The sequence below is a fragment of the Amycolatopsis bartoniae genome (assembly GCF_014191255.1).
In the GTDB taxonomy this organism is placed as follows: domain Bacteria; phylum Actinomycetota; class Actinomycetes; order Mycobacteriales; family Pseudonocardiaceae; genus Amycolatopsis_E; species Amycolatopsis_E bartoniae.
This window is the reverse complement of the sequence record NZ_JACHWH010000003.1, coordinates 617,324-635,571: the sequence shown is the minus strand read 5'-3', so window position 1 is coordinate 635,571 and position 18,248 is coordinate 617,324. Positions and strand designations below refer to the sequence as shown.

Genomic DNA, 18,248 nt, shown 5'->3' with positions numbered 1-18,248 from the left:
CTCACCGGGGACGCAGGCCGTCGAGGACGAGCGTGCACACGTCGTCCAGGGTCGCGGACGTCTTGGGGGTGTCCCACTCCGCGGCGTGCGCGGGGTGGTGGAACGCGGACGTGGCGGTGAAGACGACATGCGCCGCCGCGGCCGGGTCGCGCACGGCGAAGTCGCCGCTCGCGACGCCGTCGGCGATGATGCCGCGCAGCTGCTCCAGCACCCCGGCGAGGTGGTCGGTCACCGTGCTCCAGTGCTCGGCGACCAGGACCTGGTACGTGGCGAACAGCTCCGGATCGCCGGACGTCATCCTCCGCGCGGTGGCGGACAGCGCGGTGAGCCAGGCGCGCAGCCGCGCGGGTGGCGCCAGCCGGGTGTCGGCCGCGACCGGCGCGAGGTCCCGGAAGACGCGGTCGAGCCAGCGCCGCGTGACCGCTTCCCGCAGGGCCGCCTTGGACGGGAAGTGCCGGTAGACGCTGGCGTGCGTCACCCCCAGCGCCCGCGCCACGTCCACCACCGTCGCCTTCGCCGGGCCGTACCGGCGCAGCACGTCTTCGGTGGCGCTCAGGATGGTTTCCGCGTCGAGGACGGGCCGGGCGGGCATCAGAAGATCGCGAGCGGGTTCACCGGTACCCCGGTCAGCCCGTGGATGCGGGGAGGCGCCGCGGTGAACAGGAAGGCCCAGCGGCCCAGCTCGGCGCAGACCGCGGTGAGCTCGGTCAGCTCGGCCGCGTCGACGAGTGGCAGGCCCAGCCCCGGCAGGGCGACCGCGTGCACCGGCCCGGGAACGCCCGGCACCAGCGGCGGATGGGCGTCGGCGATGTCCCCGGCGTAGACCGACACGCCACGCTCGTGCATCCAGCGCACGGCATCCAGGCTCATCCCTGGCATGGGCCGGGCGGGATCGGGCGACGCGCTCCAGCCGAAGCGGACCACCAGCGCGTCACCGGACTCCAGGCGCACCCCCTGCCGTTCCTCGGCGGCGTCGAGATCCTCCCCGGTCACGCCGTGCCCGCCGGGCACCGGACCGTCGGCCGCGAGGTCGAGGAAGACGCCCCTGGTCACGATCCCGGCGGCGAACGCCGTCGTGGAGCCGTGCCGCACGCCGCCCATGGTCACCGCCTCCCCCAGCGGCCGCCCGGGGTAGACCTGACCGTCCCGCACCTGGTGCCCCAGTGCGTCGAGGTGCGTCGAGCGCGGATGGTGGTTGGTCACCAGCATGAGGTCCGCGGTCGCGCTCGCCGGCGAGCCCGTGTAGGCCATGATCTGCTGCACCGGGGAGGCGTCCTCGGTCAGCCGGGCGAAGGGACCGCTGAGCAGCGGCGTCGGTTCGATCGGCAGCGCCAGCGACACCGCCCGCCCGGTCCGCGCCTCCGCGGCGCCCCTCGCCCGCGCTTCGGGGGTGATCAGGTTGAGCGTGCCGAGCTCGTCGTCCGCGCCCCAGCGTCCCCAGTTGTCCAGCGTGTCCATGGTTCGACCGTACCGCCGTTGGTTACAGATGACGGATTCTGTAAGTCGAACTCGGGTGGGGACGGGCAGCGATGGTGCGCGGACGGGCAAGGTCACCGCAGCCGCCGCAGGTGCTCCCCGGTCTCCGGATCGGCGGGGTAGAACGACTCGATCGCCAGCTCCGCCAGCGTGATCTCCACCGGCGCCCCGAACGTCGCGATCGTGGAGAAGAACGACAGTTCGGCGCCGCGGTGCTCGAGGCGCAGCGGCACGAAGATGCCGCCGGGGGCGGGTTCCTGTTCCCCGCCGGGATAGTCCCGCAGCTCGGCCAGCAGCTCCGCCAGCGCCGGGTCCGCCGTGACCTCCACCTGCCGCCGCAGCCGCCCCAGCAGGTCGGCGCGCCACTCCCCCAGGTTCCGGATGCGGGGCGCCATGCCGTCCGGGTGCAGCGCGATCCGCAGGACGTTCGCGGGCGCCCGCAACAGTGAGGGAGCCACGCCCTCGGTCAGCACCGCGACGCTTTCGTTGCCGTCCACCAGGTTCCAGTACCGGTCGACCACCACCGCCGGATACGGCTCGTGCCCCGTCAGCACCCGGCGGACGGCCTCCCGCGCCACCGTCAGGTCCGGGTCGTCCAGTCCGCTCTCCCGGTACGCGGGCGCGTAGCCCGCGGCGAGCAGCAGCTGGTTTCGTTCGCGCAGCGGCACTTCGAGGTGCTCGCCGAGGCGGAGCACCATGTCCCGGCTGGGGTTCGAGCGTCCGGTTTCGATGAAACTGAGGTGCCGCGCGGAGATCTCCGCCGAGATCGCGAGGTCGAGCTGGCTCAGGCGCCGCCGTTCGCGCCACTGGCGCAGGAGGCTGCCGACGGGACGGGTGGTGGTCTGCACCTCCCGGACGCTACGGGCTGCGGGCGCCGCTCCGCCATTACCTCACGGGTAATCGACAGATCGCGCCGCGGCGGCGAAAGTCGTTCCCGTCAGCTTCCGTTGGAGCACAAGGAGAACACGATGACCGACACCACCGCACTCGCCCACCGCTACCTCGACGCGTTCAACGAGACCGATCCCGCGAAGCGCCGGGGGCTGGTCGAGGAGGTGTTCACCGCGGACGCCACCTACACCGACCCGCTCGGGGCGGTGGCGGGGTTCGACGGGATCGACGGGTTCCTCGCCGCGGCGCAGCAGCAGTTCCCGGGCCTGCGGTTCACGCTCGCCGGCGCGGTCGACGCGCACCACGACCTCGCGCGGTTCACGTGGCACCTGGGGCCGGAGGGCGCGGCCGAACCGCTCGCGATCGGGTTCGACGTGATCACCGTGGCGGACGGGAAGATCCGGCGGGTGCAGGGTTTTCTCGACAAGTTGCCGGGCTGACCGGCCGGGGCCCGGACACCCTCGGCGGTGTCCGGGTCCTCCCCACTCTGTCCATGCCCGTGCGGGCGCCTGAGAGGTTCACCCGTGTGTTGGACCGGGTTTGCACCGTCGGCGGGGTCCCGGGTTGTGGCCTGGACCCGCTTTCCAGAGGCGTCTCGTCCGCGCGGTCCGGGGGCCTGAGAGGTTCCGGGGAGGACTTGCTCCTTCGGCGCCGAACCCGGGTTGGGGTTCGGACTCTCCCGCGCGGCTTCGGCGACTGCCAGTTGATCGTACCCGACGGTAACGCCCCGGCGGGTTCAGGGCCTCACGGCTCTCGCAAGCCGGGGACGAACGGGGGTCCAGGGGGCTTGCCCCCTGGCGGGGGTTCGGGGGTTCGACCCCCGGAAGACACACGGCGCGAGACCCGGTTCGCGCAGTCCGCGAACACACCTCGCCCCTCTCGCTAGCCCGTCCGGCGGGCGTTGCGGCGCTGCGTCAGCTCGTCCGGCACCACGGGCTCGACCTCGCCGCCGTCGGCGCGTTCGGCCGGGAACTCGTGGATGGTGCCGCTGATCTCCTGCATCGGGACCTTCACGGCGATGCCGAACACGCCCTGCCCGCCCTGCAGCAGGTCGACGATCTCCTCCGGCGAGGTGCACTCGTACACCGTGGTGCCGTCCGACACCAGCGTCACCTTCGCGAGGTCCGCGACCCCGCGGGCACGCAGGTGGTCGACGGCCACCCTGATGTTCTGCAGCGAGACGCCCGTGTCCAGTAAACGCTTCACGATCTTCAGCGCCAGGATGTCCTTGAAGGAGTACAGGCGCTGGGAACCCGAGCCGTGCGCGGTGCGGATGCTCGGGGCGACGAGCTTCGTGCGGGCCCAGTAGTCGAGCTGCCGGTAGGTGATGCCGGCGATCTGGCAGGCCGCGGGCCCCCGGTAACCGACCAGCTCATCAGGCAGGGACGAGTCGGGGAACAGTTCGCCCTGCTCTCCGTCGACCGCCTTGATCGGCCTATCGTCGACCACGCATGCCTCCCCTCGCCCGGCCGGGCGGCCGGTCGAAACAAGCACCGGGGTTCCGGGAGCGGAACCCCTGCGGAAATCACACGGTGGCGATTTACCGCCTTCGACGGTAAGCGTGGTGGCCCCGCTGGTCAACGCGACGCGCGGCGGCCGGAAGCAGTTATTTGGCGCTAAACCCGATCTTCGTTACTCGTCCGGATAACTCAGGTGTCGGCGCCGCGACGGTGTCCTGCGGGACACCCGCACCCGGGCCGCCACATTTTCCCGGCACCGGCGGGCGGACCGAGCGAATCTCGCCTAGGTGTCGGCGCCGCGAAAATCTTCGGGCGAGACGGAGTCGAGGAACTCGCGGAACTTCTCGACCTCGTCCTCCTGCTCGTCGGGGATGATCAGGCCGGCTTCCTCGAGCACCGAGTCCACGGCGTGGATCGGCACCCCGACGCGCAGCGCCAGCGCCACGGAGTCGCTGGGGCGCGCGGAAACGCGCACGTTGCCGTCGAACACCAGCTCGGCGAAGAAGGTGCCCTCGCGCAGGTCGGTGATCACCACCTGCTCCAGCTCGCGGCCCAGCGCCCCGATGACCTCCTTGAGCAGGTCATGGGTCAGCGGCCGGGCCGGGCGCACGCCCTGCTGTTCCAGCGCGATGGCCGTGGCCTCGACGGATCCGATCCAGATCGGGAGGTAGCGCTCGCCCTCCGTCTCCCGCAGCAGCAAGATCGGCTGATTCGCGGGCAGCTCGACCCGCACGCCGACGACGCGCATCTCGCTCATCGGACTTCGCCTCCCTCTCCTGTGCGCGGGCTGCAGCGCCACCCCGGGCGCGCCCGCGCCGACTACTCCGACGCTACCCGCCCGGTGGACGCCGTGCTCGCTTGTTTCGCTTCTGTCGAAGCACGTCCGGTGTCCGGGAACCCACCACCAACGGTACGGCATCTCCGGCGATAGGCAGAGTCATGAAACTGTGTCATTACCGACCAGGACCGGGCACGGGGCCGCACTCAGCCGCCGGTCACGCCGCGGATGCCCGCCTTGACCAGCAACGTGTGCAGGGTGACCGACAGCGCCGCCAGCTCGCGCACCATCTCGTCCCCGCGCGCCTTCGCGTCGGCGTCGCGGTGCCGGTAGACGGGCGTGACGATCTGTTCGAGCAGCCCGACCTCGCGGTCGGCCGAGGCCCGGAACGCGCGCAGGTGCCGCGGCTCGATGCCGAACTCCGTCATCGCGCGGACCGTGCGCGCCACGAGCACCGCGTCCGGGTCGTAGAACCCCGCGGCGCCCGGCCGGACGAGCCCGTACTGCTCCAGCTCGGCCAGCGTGGCCGCGTCGATGCCCGCCTCGGCGAGCAGCTCCTCCTGCGTGAACCGGACTTCGCGCCCGGGCTCGAAGTCCTCGGCCGTGGGCAGCCCGTCACCGCCGACCGACGGCACCGACACGAGCTTGCGGGGCAGCCGGACGGCCGCCGCCGCGGGCGCGGCGGCACCGCGGTCGGCGGCGTCGAGCTGCTCCTTGATGACCTTCAGCGGCAGGTAGTGGTCCCGCTGGGCGGACAGCACGAACCGCAGACGCTCGACGTCCGCCGGGGCGAACTGCCGGTAGCCCGACGGCGTGCGCCCGGGCTGCACCAGCCCCTCGGACTCGAGGAACCGGATCTTGGAGATGGTGACGTCGGGGAAGTCCGCGCGCAGCTGCGCCAGCACGGCGCCGATGCTCAGCCCCTCGCGCTGTGGCCGCCCGGCAGCCGTCACCGTGCCCCCTGGCCCCCGTGCCCCGGGCCGGTCAGGAAGACCAGGCGGAACTTGCCGATCTGCACCTCGTCGCCGCCGGCGAGGACGGCCTGGTCGACCGGCTCGCGGTTGACGTAGGTGCCGTTGAGGCTGCCCACGTCGATCACCACGAACTCGCCGCCCTCACGCCGGAACTCCGCGTGCCGCCGGGAGACCGTGACGTCGTCGAGGAAGATGTCGCTGTCCGGGTGCCGTCCGGCGCTGGTGGTGTCGCGGTCCAGCAGGAACCGCGAGCCCGCGTTGGGGCCCCGCTTGACGACCAGCAGTGCCGAGCCCGCCGGCAGCGCGTCGACGCCCGCGACCGAAGGCTCGGGCGCCGGTGGCTCGTGGCCCTCCGCGTCCGCCAGGAAGTCGGCCCGGAAGACCGAGGTCCGCTCCGGAGACTGCTCCGGGGGAACGCCGGGTCCGTCGTTCGTGCTCACCTGAGCTCTCCTCACCACTGAAGTGTTCGTCTACCAAGAACGTGTGTTGTCAACGTACCGTGCCCGGCCGGTCGCAGCCGCCGGGGCTCCCCCAAGACCGCGCCGGTTCAGCCCGCGGTCAGCGCCTGGTAGGCGTCGGAGTCGAGCAGCCCTTCGACGGTGGCCGGGTCGGTCACCTTCAGCTCGATGAGCCAGCCCTCGCCGTAGGGGTCGCTGTTGATCAGTTCGGGTGAGTCGACGACCGCGCTGTTGACCGCCGAGACCTCGCCGTCGAGCGGGGCGTACAGCTCCGAGACGCTCTTGGTGGACTCGACCTCGCCGAAGGTGTCGCCCGCGCTGACCTGCTTGCCCACCTCGGGCAGCTCGACGAACACCACGTCGCCGAGCTGGTCCTGCGCGTACTCGGTGATGCCGACGCGGACCGAGCCCGCCGAGCCGGTGGCCACCCACTCGTGTTCCTCGGTGTAGCGCAACTCTTCTGGAGCGGACAACGTCGGTCCCCTTTCGTGCCTTGGTTCGCGGGTCTGCGCGAAGTGCCCGCGGGAAGTCTTACATTGCGCGGGTGCGGGCGGCACCCCGGATGGCCAAGATCGTCTGGATCACGTAGAGCGCGCCGGACCACACGTAGAGGACGCAGCCCCAGGCCGTGAACGCGTACGCGATGGGCCGCGCCACCGCGGCGACGTTCGAGCCGCCCTGGGTCAGCAGCAGGAAGGGGAAGGCGTACATCAGCACGAAGGTGGCGGCCTTGCCGGTGTACGTGACGTCCGGGGGCAGGAACCCGTTGCGCCGCAGCAGGAGGATGCACACGCCGACGACCAGCTCACGCACCACGAGTGGCACGACGAGCCACCACGGGACGATGCCGCGGACCAGGAAGGCCACCAGGGTGGCGCCGATGTAGAGCCGGTCGGCGGCCGGGTCGAGCAGCTGGCCGAGGCGGCTCATCTGGTCGAGCCACCGGGCGAGCTTGCCGTCGAGCCAGTCGGTGAGGGCGCTGAACACCAGCAGCGCGAGCGCCCAGCCGTCCTCGCGCGGGCCGAGGAGCAGCCAGAGGAAGACGGGCACCCCGGCGAGCCGCAGGAGGGACAGCATGTTGGGGACGTTGAAGGCCTCCCGCAGCAGGGGCCGCTCGGGGGCGGGTTCGGGGGCCGGTGGAGTGACGGGCCCGGCGGCGACAGCGCCTGGAGACACCGCGGCGGCGGGTGCGGCGGCCTCGTCGGGAGCCGGGGACAGCGGAGCGGCGGGCGCGTGCCCATGGGGAGAGCCCGTGGCCACCTCGTCGGCCGAGGCGCTGTCGATACGGGGTTCCGGGCTCGGGTCGCTCACTCGGTCACCCTAGCCGCCGGGCCACCGGCGACGGTGCAGACCGGGCGGGGGCAGGCCGGAAAGCCCGCGCCCGCCCGGAAACCGCTCAGCTCGCCGGAACAGCTCGGTTCGCCCGGCGGCGGCACAGCGGCCGCCACCCGCCAGCGTGGCGCCCGGCGCAACGTGACCACCGAACGCACAACGGCCGGGCCCGCCGGAAGGTCACCCGACCGCCCTCCGACACGGCCGTCACCCGCCGGCGTGGGGACTCCATCTGCCGAGCGGCACCACGGCCACTGCCCCGCGGGGCAACCGGGCTCAGCTGGCCCGGTGGTAGCTCCAGCCGCGGCGTCGGAGGTCGGCGACCGTGAGGGTCGTCGGGCGGCCTCGGGTGTCCGTGCCGACCCAGCGGGGGTTGCCGGTGCCTGGCTCCAGTACGTACGGGCGTCCCTGGCTCCACACGACCGTGCAAGGGGCGGTCGGGGGTTCGTCGGTCTCCGGGGACTGGGCTTGGTGCTCGGTTTCGGTGCTCATGGCTCTCAGGGCTCGGGGATGGGGCGGACGTGCCTGTGCGGCCAGGCACACCGGGACTGTCGCCTTCGGCGCCCGCAGTGTTAGCCACTGGCCAGGAATTCACCCGCTCCGGTGGAGAAAGCACACGATCAGTGACTGTCCACAGAGGACGCCCACAGGCTCCGGCCGCGCGGGTGGCGGTCGCCCCGGGTAACCTTCCGCTGCCGGAGAACGAGGGGAGACCACGGGATGGGTGCCGGACCAGGCCGGTTCGCCGCGGGAGCCCTGCTCCTGCTCGCCGCGGCCGGCTGCAGCACGCGGGACGACGACCCCGTCGTCCAGGTCGCGACCCCGCGCCCCGCCGCCCCCGCGCCCGGCAGCTCCGAGCCTCCGGCCGCGCGAGCCCTCGCCCCCGTGACCACCACGAGCCCCGCACCCGGGAGCCGGTCGGCGCAGGACGACTGCGGCACCGTCGCCGCGGCCAGCGGCCTCACCCTCCAGGTCCTGCCCACCCCGAACCTGCCGTGCGACGAGGCGAACCAGCTGGTCGCCCGCTTCCAGGCCCAGCTTGCCGGCCGCCAGCCCGCGGGCTCGGACCAGCCCGCGAGCGCCACCGTCGACGGCTGGCTGTGCGTCTCCGGCCCGCCCGCGTCCCAGGGCGGCACCACCTGCAGCCGGCAGGACCAGACGGTGTTCGCCGGCGTCGTGACCGAGTGACCCTGCTCCCTGAGGAATCCCCCGTGCCCGGAAAGTTCCTGCTTCGCTCGATCGGTTCTGCCGCCGCGTGCGTGCTCACGCTCAGTGCCTGCGGCAGCCAGCCCGCCCCGGCGCCCCTGCCCGTCGTCACCGGCGGCGCGGAGGCCGTGCTCGCCGAACCGCCCACGCAGGACGTCCCGTGCGGCACCGTGCCCACCGGGGACGGCGACGAGGCGAAGGTGGTGATCCGCCTGGGCGAGGTCGAGTGCGCGGAGGCGGTCACGCTGCTGACGCAGTATTTCGCGCGCGTGACCCCGGCCGCGGCCGCGAGCCCCGACGGCGCCGGCCCGATCGCGGTCGGCGAGTGGACGTGCGGCAGCGAGCCCGCCTCCGTCGCCACCGCCACCTGCTCGACCGAGGACGGCCGCGAGGTCGCCGCCGAGCCCGCCCGCTGAGCGCGGACAGGCCCGGCGCCCGGGCCAGGACCCCGAAAGCCCGCACGAACTCATCCAGCCGACTGCCACGGAGTCACCGCCGGGCCCGGCCGCTCAGCGCGGACGGGCCCGGCGCCCGGGTCAGGACTTCAAACCCGGGAAGTCCTCCTCGCGGAACTCGCCCGGCGCGCGGCCGTCGGCGCGGGACTCCTCCTGGCTGCGCAGCTCGACGCGGCGGATCTTGCCCGAGATCGTCTTCGGCAGGTCCGTGAACTCCAGCCGCCGGATCCGCTTGTACGGCGCCAGGTGCTCGCGGCAGAACGCGAGGATGCTCTCGGCCGTCGCGGCGTCCGGCGCGTGCCCCGCGGCCAGCACGACGTACGCCTTCGGCACCGCGAGCCGGATCGGGTCCGGGGCCGGTACCACCGCCGCCTCGGCGACCGCGTCGTGTTCCAGCAGCACGCTTTCCAGCTCGAACGGCGAGATCCGGTAGTCTGACGCCTTGAACACGTCGTCCGTGCGGCCGACGTACGTGATGTAGCCGTCCTCGTCGATCGAACCGACGTCACCGGTGTGGTAGAAGCCGTTCTCGAACGCCTTCGCCGTGCGCTCGTCGTCGTCGGCGTACCCGGTCATCAGCCCGACCGGGCGCTTCGCCAGGTCCAGGCAGATCTCGCCCTCGCTCGCCCGCTCCCCCGTCACCGGGTCGACCAGCGCGACGGCGAACCCGGGCAGTGGGCGGCCCATCGACCCGGCCTTCACCGGCTGGCCCGGCGTGTTCGCGATCTGCACGCTGCTCTCGGTCTGCCCGAAGCCGTCGCGGATGGTCACGCCCCACGCCTTCGCCACCTGCTCGATGACCTCGGGGTTCAGCGGCTCCCCCGCGCCGACCACCTTGCTCGGCGGCGTCTTCAGCGCGGTCAGGTCGGCCTGGATGAGCATCCGCCACACCGTCGGCGGGGCGCAGAAACTCGTCACGCCACACCGGTCCATCTGGGCCATCAACGCGACCGCGTCGAAGCGGCTGTAGTTGTACAGGAACACCGTCGCCTCGGCGTTCCACGGCGCGAACACGTTGCTCCAGGCGTGTTTCGCCCAGCCCGGCGAGGAGATGTTGAGGTGCACGTCGCCCGGTTCGAGCCCGATCCAGTACATCGTGGACAGATGTCCCACCGGGTACGAGATGTGCGTGTGCTGCACCAGCTTCGGCTTCGCGGTGGTGCCCGAGGTGAAGTACAGCAGCAGCGGGTCGGTCGCCGCGGTGACGCCGTCCGGGGTGAACTCCGCGGGAGCCGAATACGCGTCCGCAAAGGACAGCCAGCCCTCGGCCGGCTCCCCCACCGCGATCCGCGTGTACTCACCGCTCACGTCCGCGAACTTCGGCACGTCCGCCGAGCGCACCACGACGTGCTTCGCCGCGCCGCGGTCGACGCGGTCCCGCAGGTCTTCGGGGCCCAGCAGGGTGGACGCGGGGATGATCACGGCGCCGAGCTTGATCGCGGCGAGGATGGTCTCCCACAGCTCGACCTGGTTGCCGAGCATGAGGATCAGCCGGTCCCCGCGGCGCACCCCGTGCCCGCGCAGCCAGTTCGCCACCCGGTCCGACCGCTCGGACAACTCCGGGAAGGTCCAGCGGCCCTCGGACCCGTCCTCCTCGACGATCCACAGCGCGTACCGCCCGGCGTTCGCCGGGTCGCGGGCGATGACGTCGAACCAGTCCAGCGCCCAGTTGAACTCGCCGAGCTCGGGCCAGGAGAACTCGCGATAGGCGGTGTCGTAGTCCTCGCGGTGTGCGAGGAGGTAGTCCCGCGCCTGACGGAAAGCGTCGCTGCTCACCCTATTCTCCCTTGAACTCCGGCTTCCGCCGCTCCACGAACGCCTGCACCGCCTCACCCAGGTCCTTGCTGGGCAGGAAGGCGGCGTTCCATGCCGAGACGTACCGTAACCCGTCCTCGACCCGCTGCCGCGAGTTCAGCGCCAGCACGTCCTTGACGCCCTGCACGACCAGCGGCGGGTTGGCGGCGATCTCGCCCGCCAGCTCGCGGGCGGCGGCGAGCACGGCCTCCTGGTCGGAGTACACGTCGTTGACCAGGCCGATCCGCTCGGCGCGGGCGGCGTCGATGTCCTTGCCCGTCAGCGCGAGCTCCCGCAGGTGGCCCTCGCCGATGATCCCGGCGAGCCGCTGCAGGCTGCCCAGGTCCGCGACGATGGCGACCTTGGCCTCCCGCACGCTGAACTTGGCGTCCGCGCTGGCCAGCCGCACGTCGGCGGCCGCGATCACGTCGACCCCGCCACCGATGCACCAGCCGGAGACGGCGGCGATCACCGGCTTGCGGCATTCGGCGAGCGCGGTGACGGAGTCCTGCAGCTTCCGGATCTCCTTCAGGAAGCCGGTGCGCGGCGCGGCGAGGGAGTCGCCGGACAGCAGCGGCCCCCAGCTGCCGGTCATCGCGGGCAGGTCGAGACCGTAGGAGAAGTTGCGCCCGCTGCCGGTCAGCACGACGGCCCTCACCTGCGGGTCCTCGTCCAGCTCGCGGAACACCAGTGGCAGCTCGCGCCAGAAGTCGGGACCCATGGCGTTGCCTTTGGACGGACCCAGCAGGGTCACCTCGGCCACGGGGCCGGAGTGCTCGACGCGGAGCGAGACGAGGTCGGCGAAGTTACTCATAAGTACCATGATGGACCACCGGCATGGTTTCCTGAGTACATGACCCCGCACCAGCTGGAGCTCGCCGGGTCCTTCACGTTCGAGGGGCACCGGCTGGCCTACACCGAGTACGCAGGCGAGGCCGGCAGCGACCGCGTGGTCGTGCTGACGCACGGGATCATGTTCACCCGGCGCATGCACGCCCCGCTCGCCCGCAGACTCGCCGCCGAGGGCTTCCGTACGATCACGCTCGACCTGCTCGGGCACGGCGAGTCGGACCGGCCCACCGAGTCGTGGCGCTACTCGATGCCCGCGTTCGGCCTGCAGGTGCAGGCGCTGATGGACCACCTGGACATCGAGCGGGCGGTGGTCGGCGGGACGTCGCTGGGGGCCAACGTGGCGCTGGAGGTGGCGGTGACCGCGCCGGAGCGCCTGCACGGGATGGTCGTCGAGATGCCGGTGCTGGACAACGCGATCGTGGCCGGCCTGCTGACCTTCGCGCCGCTGCTGTTCGCCGCGCGCTTCCTGCCCGTCACGGTCGCCGGGGTGGCGGCCGCGGCGGCCCGGATCCCGCACGGCAGCCAGTGGGTGGACGTCGTCACCGACACCCTCGAACAGCGGCCGGAGTCGATGGCCGCGCTGCTGCACGGAGTCCTGTTCGGACGGATCGCGCCGCCGAAGGCCGTGCGGCAGCGCATCAAGGTGCCCGCGCTGGTGATCGGGCACCAGCGCGACCCGATTCACCCGTTCGGTGACGCGGACACGCTCGCCGCGGATCTGCCGGACGCGGAGTTCGTGCAGGCGCGCAGTCCCGTGGAGCTGCGGTTCGACCCGGAACGGCTGACCGAGGTGATCGTGGACTTCGTGCGGCGGCGCTACGAGTTCTGAGACAGGCCGGCCACCGGGCCGATGACGGTGACCGCGGGCGGGCGCACGCCCGCGGCCTCCGCGTCGGCGGCCACGGTGTCCAATGTGGACCTCGTGATGCGCTGGGTGGGCATGGTGCCGTTCTCGACGATCGCGACGGGCGTGTCGCCGGGGCGGCCCGCGGCGAGCAGCGCGCCGGCGAAGCGGTCGAGCTTGTCCACGCCCATCATGAGCACGATCGTGCCGCGCATCCGGCCGAGCGCGTCCCAGTCGGTCAGCGAGGCTTCGTGGCCCGGCGGCACGTGCCCGGACACCACGACGACCTCGTGCGCGACGCCGCGGTGGGTGACGGGCACCCCGGCGATCGCGGGCACCGAGAACGCGCTGGTGATACCGGGGACGACGGTGACGGGCACGCCCGCCTCCGCGCAGGCCAGCAGCTCCTCGAAGCCGCGGCCGAACACGTACGGGTCGCCGCCCTTGAGGCGCACCACGAACCGGCCCGCCTTGGCGTGCTCGATCAGCGTCTGGTTGATGAAGTCCTGGCTCGCGGCACGGCCGTAGGGGATCTTCGCGGCGTCGACGATCTCGACGTCGGGGCGCAGCTCGTCGAGCAGCTCGCGCGGGCCGAGCCGGTCGGCGACCACGACGTCGGCGCGGGCGAGCAGGCGGCGGCCCTTGACGGTGATCAGCTCGGGGTCGCCGGGCCCGCCGCCGACGAGCGCGACGCCGGGCAGCTCGCCGTCCCGGCGCGGCACGGTGTCGGCGATCAGGCCGCTGTCCAGTGCCGCGACGATGTTGTCGCGGACGGCGGCCGAGCGCAGCGGCTCGCCGCCGGAGAGCACGCCGACGACGAGCCCTTCGTGCCGTCCGGAAGCAGCGGTGACGGCGGTGCCCTCGGTGCCGGCGTCGGCGCGCACGCAGAACACGCGGCGGCGCTCGGCCTCGGCACAGACAGCGGCGTTGACCTGCGGGTCGTCAGTGCAGGCGAGCGCGTACCACGCGCCTTCGAGGTCGCCGTCGGTGTAGCGGCGGCGGTGCCAGACCACCTCGCCCGCGTCGGCCATCGCTCCCACCGCGGCGGTGGTGTGCGGTGAGATCAGCTCGACCGCGGCGCCCGCGCCGATCAGCCGGGGCAGCCGGCGCTGGGCGACGGTGCCCCCGCCGACCAGGACGACGCGCCGCCCGGCCAGGTCGAGGCCGACGAGGTAGTGGTCTTCCGACATGGCCCCATTCTGCGGGACGGCCGGCGGATCACGGGGTCAGGGGCGCGGGAGTGTGAGCAACCCCGTAGTCCCGCGAACGGGTGGTGGGCACGGGCGGCCCCGTGCCCACCACCGTCAGCGCGTGCCGTAGGGCAGCGCAGCAGCTCGGTGTCCTTCCAGTCCACTCCGGACACCCCCGTAGTGGTCAGCAGGTTCTTCCTGCGCTTGACGGGACGTGGCGGCCACCTCCCGCAGCCGGACCCGGGACAGCCCGAACTTGCGGAAACAGCCGCACGGGGCTCGCCATCAGCGCTCTTCCCGGAACTCGACGTGCCGGCGCACCATCGGGTCGTACTTGCGCACGACCATCCGGTCCGGGTCGTTGCGGCGGTTCTTGCGCGTCACGTAGGTGTAGCCGGTGCCCGCGGTGGACCGCAGCTTGATGACGGGGCGTACGTCGTTCTTCGCCATTACAGCTTCACTCCCTTGGCCTTCAGTTCAGCGGCGACGGCTTCGATGCCGCGCTTGTCGATCGTCTTGATGCCCTGGGCGGACACCCTCAGCCGGATCCAGCGGCCTTCGCCCGGCAGCAAGAACCGGCGGTTCTGCAGGTTCGGCTCCCAGCGGCGCGCCGTGCGCCGGTGCGAGTGCGAGACCTGTTTGCCGTAGCCCGGCCTGCTGCCGGTGACCTGGCAGATCCTGTTCATCGACCACCCGTAGTTAGCATTGGTTTTCATTTTCATCTAACGTACACAGCCATGGAAACCTTCCCGACCCCCGCACGCCCGTGACGCTGGAGCTCGCGCACGGCTGCGTGTCCTGCACCCTGCGCGAGGACCTGCTGCCGCTGCTGCGCCGCCTCGCGGGCATGCCGGAGGTGGCGCGCATCGTGCTCCGGCTCGACGAGTCGAGCTGGCTGGCGGACGCCATGGGCGACGACACGCTCGCCGAGCGCGGCCGCCAGGCCAGTCCCGAGGACGAGCGCAGGTGATGCGCACCGCCGCGGTGCTCGACCGCGTCGCGCCCGCCGCACTGTGCGCCGACATCGCCGATCCCCTGCCTCCGCTCCCGGCGGACGCGCGCCGCGGCGAGGTCACCGACCTGCACGGCCCGCTGCTGGCCGGTGAGCCGCCGCTGCACCCCGACTGCGGGATCTCGGTGCTGCTGTTCACCGCGCGGCGCCCGTTCCACCCCGCGCGCCTGCACGAGGCGATCGACGTCCTGCTCGACGGCGTGGTCCGCACCCGCGGCCGCGCGTGGGTCGCCAGCCAGCCGGACACCGCGCTGTGGATCGAGTCCGCGGGCGGCGGCCTCGGTGTCGGCGACGCGGGCCCGTGGCTCGACGCCGACGACGGGCCGGGCTGGGACGACGTGTCGCCGGACCGGCGCGCTGGCGCCGCTGCGCTGGGACCCGGTGTTCGGCGACCGGGCGCAGGAACTGGTCGTGGTGACCGACCGGACCACGCCCGAGGAGGTCTCCGGCGCGCTGGCAGGCGCGCTGCTCACCGACGAAGAGCTGGCGGCCGGGCCCGGTGCCTGGCGCGCCTACCCCGACCCGTTCGGGTCGTGGGCCGAAGTACCCGGCGAAAGGGAAGCATCGTGCTGGTCGACGTCAGCTCGTCCTCGCACCCGTTCTGGACCGGCTCGCGGCGCGTGATGGACACGGCGGGGCAGGTCGAGAAGTTCCACCGCCGTTACGGGCGACGGGGAGGGCGTTCCTGATGGCCGTGCCGAAGCGCAGGATGTCGCGCAGCAACACCCGGACCCGCCGGGCGCGGTGGCAGGCCACCGCGCCGGACCTCGTGCCGATCGTGGTCGACGGCGAGCGCAAGCTGGTGCCGCGCAAGCTGATCCGGCACTTTCAGGGCCGGTAGAGCGCGCCCAGGAACTCCAGCAGCAGCCGTTCCCGCAGGGCGGGCGGCGCCGCGGCGAGCAGCGTGTTGATCTCCGCCATGCGGGCGGGCGGCGCGCCGCCGCCGGTGAGGCCCGCCGCGGTGAGCAGCCCGGCGAACTGCTCGGCCGTCAGGGTGTCCGGGTCCAGCGCGGCGACGAACGCCGCGACGTCCGGATCCACGCGCACGGGACCGGCGGCGCGGGCGGCGGCGACCGAGGCCGCGAGGTCGGCGAGGAACTCGTCCTCGCTCCCCCGGTTCGCCGCCGTCACGGTCAGGTGCAGGTTGACCGGCGAGGACTCGTGCGCGAACTGCGGCTGCACGTACCAGCCGCGCTCGCGCATCTCGTCCGCGACGGTGAACAGGTCGAACTCGTCCGTCGCCGCCGCGAGCGCGAGCAGTGTGGAGTCCGGCTCGCCGAGCACCCGCAGGCCGTCGATTCCTTCGACGCCGTCCCGGATCCGCGTCACGGCGGTGAGCGTCTCCTCGGCGAGCCGGAGGTAGCCCTCGTCGCCGATCTTCCGCAGCACCGCCCACGCGGCGGCGAGCGGACCACCCGACCGCGTGGACTGGAGCGTGGTGTTGAGCATCGTGTACCCGGGCCAGCGCGCGCTCGCGAAGTAGTGCCCGCGGCGCAGCCCGGCGTCGCGGTGCAGCAGCACGGAGACGCCCTTCGGGCAGTAGGCGTACTTGTGCAGGTCGACCGAAACGCTCGTGACGCCGTCGACGGCGAACCCGAACTCGGGCACGTCCCGGCCCAGGCGCCGGAAGTACGGCAGCACCCAGCCGCCGATGCAGGCGTCGACGTGCATCCGGACCCCGCGGGCGGCGGCCGTGGCGGCGATCTCCGCGACCGGATCGAGCACGCCGTGGGCGTAGGAGGGCGCGCTGGCCACGACGAGAACTGTCGACTCGTCGATCGCGGCGGCCATCGCGCCGGCGTCGGCGCGGAAGGTCCGCGGGTCGGCCGGCACGACGACCGGCCGCACGCCGAACAGGTGCGCTGCCTTGTGGAACGCCGCGTGGGCCGTCGACGGGAGCACCATGTTCGGCTCGGGCGCGTCGCCGCGGGCGGCGAGGACCGCGAGCAGGCAGGACTCCGTGCCACCGGAGGTCACCGTGCCGGCCCCGCCGCCGAGCAGCCGGGCCGCCGCGGCCACGAGGTCGTTCTCCAGCTTCAGCAGGCTCGGGAACGCCGTCGGGTCCAGCGCGTTCGCCGACGACGCGAGCGCGTGCGCCTCGCCGGCCAGCTCGTCGAGCCCGGCCAGCCCGCTGTCGTAGACGTAGGCGAGCGTGCGGCCGCCGTGCGTCGGCAGGTCTCCCGCCCGCAGGGCCCGCAGCTCGGCGAGGACGTCCGTCACCGCGCGGGCTCCAGCACCGAGCGGCGCAGCAGCGGAATGCCCAGTGTCACCAGGATTCCCGGCAGCAGCGAGAAACCGAGCAGGATCGCGACCACCGCGCTGTGCGGCTGCGCCGCCGAAGAGTCCACACTGGACACATAGCCACCTGCGGACAGGATCAGCCCGAACAGGCCCGGCCCGAGTGCGAGGCCGAGCGTGTCCGCGGCCGTCCACACCCCGGCCGCGATCCCGGCCCGCGTCGCGCCGGTGCGTTCCTCCTCGGCGCTGATCAGGTCGGGCAGGATCGCCAGCGGGAACACCTGGATGCCCGCGTAGCCGACCCCGGCGAGCGCCACGAACACGATCGACACGCCGAACGGCAGCACCAGCGCCGCGACCAGGCCGAGCATCGCCACCGCGAACGCGATGCACGCGAAGCGGAAGCCCCACAGCTTGCCCCAGCGCGCCCCGACGCGGGGCCACAGCGGCATGGTCAGCAACGCGGGACCGACGAAGCCGACGAACAGCACCGTCTGCAGCCCGGCGTCGCCGAACACCTGGCGCGCCGCGTAGTTGACGCCGGCCAGCAGGGTGGCGGTGCCCAGCGACTGCACGAAGTAGACACCCAGCAGCCAGCGGAACGAGCTCCACGCGCGCATCGTGGCCAGCAGGTCGCGCCAGCCCGTCGTCGGCGGCCGCCGGTCGCCGACGGGGGCGCCGCGGGTGCCGAGGAACACGCCGATCGTGCCGGCCAGGATCACCAGTCCGATCACGACACCCATCACCCGGTAGCCCATCACGCCGCCGACGCTGTCGGTGATCGCGGGCGCGACTCCGCCGGAGATCAGGATGGCGACCGCGAGCAGGCCGATGCGCCAGCTGGTGAGCCGGGTCCGCTCGTCGTAGGAGGCGGTGAGCTCGGCGGGCAGCGCGTTGTAGGGCACCTGGAAGAGGGCAAAGGCGGTGGCGCACAACAGGAACGCGACCACGACGTAGGTGGCGTCCGCGGCCGTGCCACCGAACCCGGGGTGGGCGAAGAGCACGGCGAACAGCACCGCGACGCCGATCCCGCCGGACAGCAGGAACCGGCGGCGGCTGCCGGACCGGACGAGGTCCGCGTCGGACAGCCGCCCGGCGAACGGGTTGAACACGACGTCCCACGCCTTGGGCACGAGCACGATCACGCCCGCGACCGCGCCGGGGACCGCCATCGTGTCGGTCAGGTACGGCAGCAGCAGCAGGCCGGGCACGGTGCCGAAGGCGCCCGTGGTCAACGACCCGAGGGCGTACCCGAACCTCGTCGAAGCGCCCAGTGCGGCCATGACCC

General features: G+C 72.8%; 24 protein-coding genes, 1 pseudogene and 1 riboswitch. Of the genes and pseudogenes, 8 read left to right on the top strand and 17 right to left on the bottom strand.

Annotated features, from left to right (window positions below):
• Position 1: 1 nt before the first annotated feature.
• From FHX82_RS19740 to FHX82_RS19730, 3 genes are all read right to left on the bottom strand, one after another.
• On the bottom strand, positions 2–592 hold the full coding sequence (locus FHX82_RS19740; protein WP_145937888.1) for a TetR/AcrR family transcriptional regulator: 591 nt from the start codon (positions 590–592) through the stop codon (positions 2–4).
• Positions 592–1,458, bottom strand: a complete 867-nt coding sequence (locus tag FHX82_RS19735; protein ID WP_145937889.1) for a cyclase family protein — start codon at positions 1,456–1,458, stop codon at positions 592–594. The genes FHX82_RS19740 and FHX82_RS19735 overlap by 1 nt, the downstream gene beginning before the upstream one ends.
• Positions 1,459–1,550: 92 nt before the next feature.
• Positions 1,551–2,324, bottom strand: coding sequence for a helix-turn-helix domain-containing protein (locus tag FHX82_RS19730; RefSeq protein ID WP_145937890.1), 774 nt, complete (start codon positions 2,322–2,324; stop codon positions 1,551–1,553).
• A 120-nt stretch (positions 2,325–2,444) separates the two neighbouring features.
• Between FHX82_RS19730 and FHX82_RS19725 the strand changes: the two genes are divergently transcribed.
• Positions 2,445–2,807, top strand: a complete 363-nt coding sequence (locus tag FHX82_RS19725; RefSeq protein ID WP_145937891.1) for a nuclear transport factor 2 family protein — start codon at positions 2,445–2,447, stop codon at positions 2,805–2,807.
• 154 nt (positions 2,808–2,961) lie between these two features.
• Positions 2,962–3,059, bottom strand: a riboswitch (glycine riboswitch).
• 190 nt (positions 3,060–3,249) lie between these two features.
• Here the strand turns inward: FHX82_RS19725 and FHX82_RS19720 are convergent.
• The 7 genes from FHX82_RS19720 to FHX82_RS19690 all read right to left on the bottom strand — a co-directional run bounded on the left by FHX82_RS19720 (position 3,250) and on the right by FHX82_RS19690 (position 7,861).
• Positions 3,250–3,816, bottom strand: a complete 567-nt coding sequence (locus FHX82_RS19720) for a MerR family transcriptional regulator (RefSeq protein WP_145937892.1) — start codon at positions 3,814–3,816, stop codon at positions 3,250–3,252.
• Positions 3,817–4,110: 294 nt separating this feature from the next.
• Positions 4,111–4,584, bottom strand: a complete 474-nt coding sequence (locus FHX82_RS19715; RefSeq protein WP_145937893.1) for a bifunctional nuclease family protein — start codon at positions 4,582–4,584, stop codon at positions 4,111–4,113.
• A gap of 227 nt (positions 4,585–4,811) precedes the next feature.
• Entirely contained in the window at positions 4,812–5,558 is a 747-nt protein-coding gene (gene ftsR / locus FHX82_RS19710; RefSeq protein WP_183176711.1) for a transcriptional regulator FtsR, read from the bottom strand.
• A complete protein-coding gene (gene garA / locus FHX82_RS19705) occupies positions 5,555–6,019 on the bottom strand; it encodes a glycogen accumulation regulator GarA (protein WP_091503393.1) in 465 nt (154 codons plus the stop codon). The genes ftsR and garA overlap by 4 nt, the downstream gene beginning before the upstream one ends.
• A gap of 107 nt (positions 6,020–6,126) precedes the next feature.
• Entirely contained in the window at positions 6,127–6,510 is a 384-nt protein-coding gene (gcvH, locus tag FHX82_RS19700; RefSeq protein WP_145937894.1) for a glycine cleavage system protein GcvH, read from the bottom strand.
• 58 nt (positions 6,511–6,568) lie between these two features.
• Positions 6,569–7,144, bottom strand: coding sequence for a cardiolipin synthase ClsA (clsA, locus tag FHX82_RS19695; protein ID WP_145937901.1), 576 nt, complete (start codon positions 7,142–7,144; stop codon positions 6,569–6,571).
• A 501-nt stretch (positions 7,145–7,645) separates the two neighbouring features.
• On the bottom strand, positions 7,646–7,861 hold the full coding sequence (locus FHX82_RS19690) for a hypothetical protein (protein WP_145939378.1): 216 nt from the start codon (positions 7,859–7,861) through the stop codon (positions 7,646–7,648).
• Between the two features lie 228 nt (positions 7,862–8,089).
• Here FHX82_RS19690 and FHX82_RS37080 point away from each other — a divergent pair, with 228 nt between their 5' ends.
• Together FHX82_RS37080 and FHX82_RS19680 are read left to right on the top strand one after the other, a co-directional pair.
• Complete coding sequence (locus FHX82_RS37080; RefSeq protein WP_229880630.1) at positions 8,090–8,557, top strand: hypothetical protein; 468 nt, start codon at positions 8,090–8,092, stop codon at positions 8,555–8,557.
• Positions 8,558–8,580: 23 nt separating this feature from the next.
• The gene (locus FHX82_RS19680) at positions 8,581–8,991 is read left to right on the top strand and encodes a hypothetical protein (protein ID WP_183176710.1); all 411 of its coding nucleotides are present in this window, start codon (positions 8,581–8,583) and stop codon (positions 8,989–8,991) included.
• A gap of 120 nt (positions 8,992–9,111) precedes the next feature.
• On the opposite strand, the gene FHX82_RS19675 is transcribed toward FHX82_RS19680, so the two are convergent.
• Positions 9,112–10,806: an AMP-binding protein gene (locus FHX82_RS19675; RefSeq protein ID WP_145935635.1), complete on the bottom strand. Its 1,695-nt coding sequence runs from the start codon at positions 10,804–10,806 to the stop codon at positions 9,112–9,114.
• 1 nt (position 10,807) lies between these two features.
• The gene (locus FHX82_RS19670; RefSeq protein ID WP_145935634.1) at positions 10,808–11,638 is read right to left on the bottom strand and encodes a crotonase/enoyl-CoA hydratase family protein; all 831 of its coding nucleotides are present in this window, start codon (positions 11,636–11,638) and stop codon (positions 10,808–10,810) included.
• A gap of 39 nt (positions 11,639–11,677) precedes the next feature.
• Between FHX82_RS19670 and FHX82_RS19665 the strand changes: the two genes are divergently transcribed.
• Positions 11,678–12,505, top strand: coding sequence for an alpha/beta fold hydrolase (locus FHX82_RS19665; RefSeq protein WP_145935633.1), 828 nt, complete (start codon positions 11,678–11,680; stop codon positions 12,503–12,505).
• Here FHX82_RS19665 and cobA read toward each other — a convergent pair.
• From cobA to rpmB, 3 genes are all read right to left on the bottom strand, one after another.
• Positions 12,493–13,710 carry a uroporphyrinogen-III C-methyltransferase gene (gene cobA / locus FHX82_RS19660; protein ID WP_145935632.1) on the bottom strand — a complete coding sequence of 406 codons (1,218 nt, stop codon included), beginning with the start codon at positions 13,708–13,710 and terminating at the stop codon, positions 12,493–12,495. The two genes, FHX82_RS19665 and cobA, sit on opposite strands and share 13 nt — an antisense overlap.
• Positions 13,711–13,995: 285 nt before the next feature.
• A complete protein-coding gene (rpmG, locus tag FHX82_RS19650) occupies positions 13,996–14,160 on the bottom strand; it encodes a 50S ribosomal protein L33 (protein WP_145935631.1) in 165 nt (54 codons plus the stop codon).
• Complete coding sequence (gene rpmB / locus FHX82_RS19645) at positions 14,160–14,396, bottom strand: 50S ribosomal protein L28 (protein WP_145935630.1); 237 nt, start codon at positions 14,394–14,396, stop codon at positions 14,160–14,162. Before rpmB ends, rpmG begins: the two co-directional genes overlap by 1 nt.
• An 80-nt stretch (positions 14,397–14,476) precedes the next feature.
• Between rpmB and FHX82_RS38220 the strand changes: the two genes are divergently transcribed.
• From FHX82_RS38220 to rpmF, 4 genes and pseudogenes are all read left to right on the top strand, one after another.
• Positions 14,477–14,680, top strand: a complete 204-nt coding sequence (locus FHX82_RS38220) for a hypothetical protein (protein ID WP_145935629.1) — start codon at positions 14,477–14,479, stop codon at positions 14,678–14,680.
• A pseudogene (locus FHX82_RS38215) lies at positions 14,680–14,976 on the top strand (CobW C-terminal domain-containing protein); the annotation flags it as partial. The gene FHX82_RS38220 and the pseudogene FHX82_RS38215, both read left to right, overlap by 1 nt.
• 279 nt (positions 14,977–15,255) lie before the next feature.
• Positions 15,256–15,411, top strand: a complete 156-nt coding sequence (rpmE, locus tag FHX82_RS36580; protein WP_506265830.1) for a 50S ribosomal protein L31 — start codon at positions 15,256–15,258, stop codon at positions 15,409–15,411.
• The gene (gene rpmF, locus FHX82_RS19630) at positions 15,411–15,563 is read left to right on the top strand and encodes a 50S ribosomal protein L32 (protein WP_145935627.1); all 153 of its coding nucleotides are present in this window, start codon (positions 15,411–15,413) and stop codon (positions 15,561–15,563) included. The genes rpmE and rpmF overlap by 1 nt, the downstream gene beginning before the upstream one ends.
• On the opposite strand, the gene FHX82_RS19625 is transcribed toward rpmF, so the two are convergent.
• Together FHX82_RS19625 and FHX82_RS19620 are read right to left on the bottom strand one after the other, a co-directional pair.
• Positions 15,551–16,942 carry a pyridoxal phosphate-dependent decarboxylase family protein gene (locus tag FHX82_RS19625; protein WP_145935626.1) on the bottom strand — a complete coding sequence of 464 codons (1,392 nt, stop codon included), beginning with the start codon at positions 16,940–16,942 and terminating at the stop codon, positions 15,551–15,553. The genes rpmF and FHX82_RS19625 overlap by 13 nt on opposite strands.
• A complete protein-coding gene (locus tag FHX82_RS19620; RefSeq protein ID WP_145935625.1) occupies positions 16,939–18,243 on the bottom strand; it encodes an MFS transporter in 1,305 nt (434 codons plus the stop codon). Before FHX82_RS19620 ends, FHX82_RS19625 begins: the two co-directional genes overlap by 4 nt.
• Positions 18,244–18,248 lie beyond the last annotated feature (5 nt).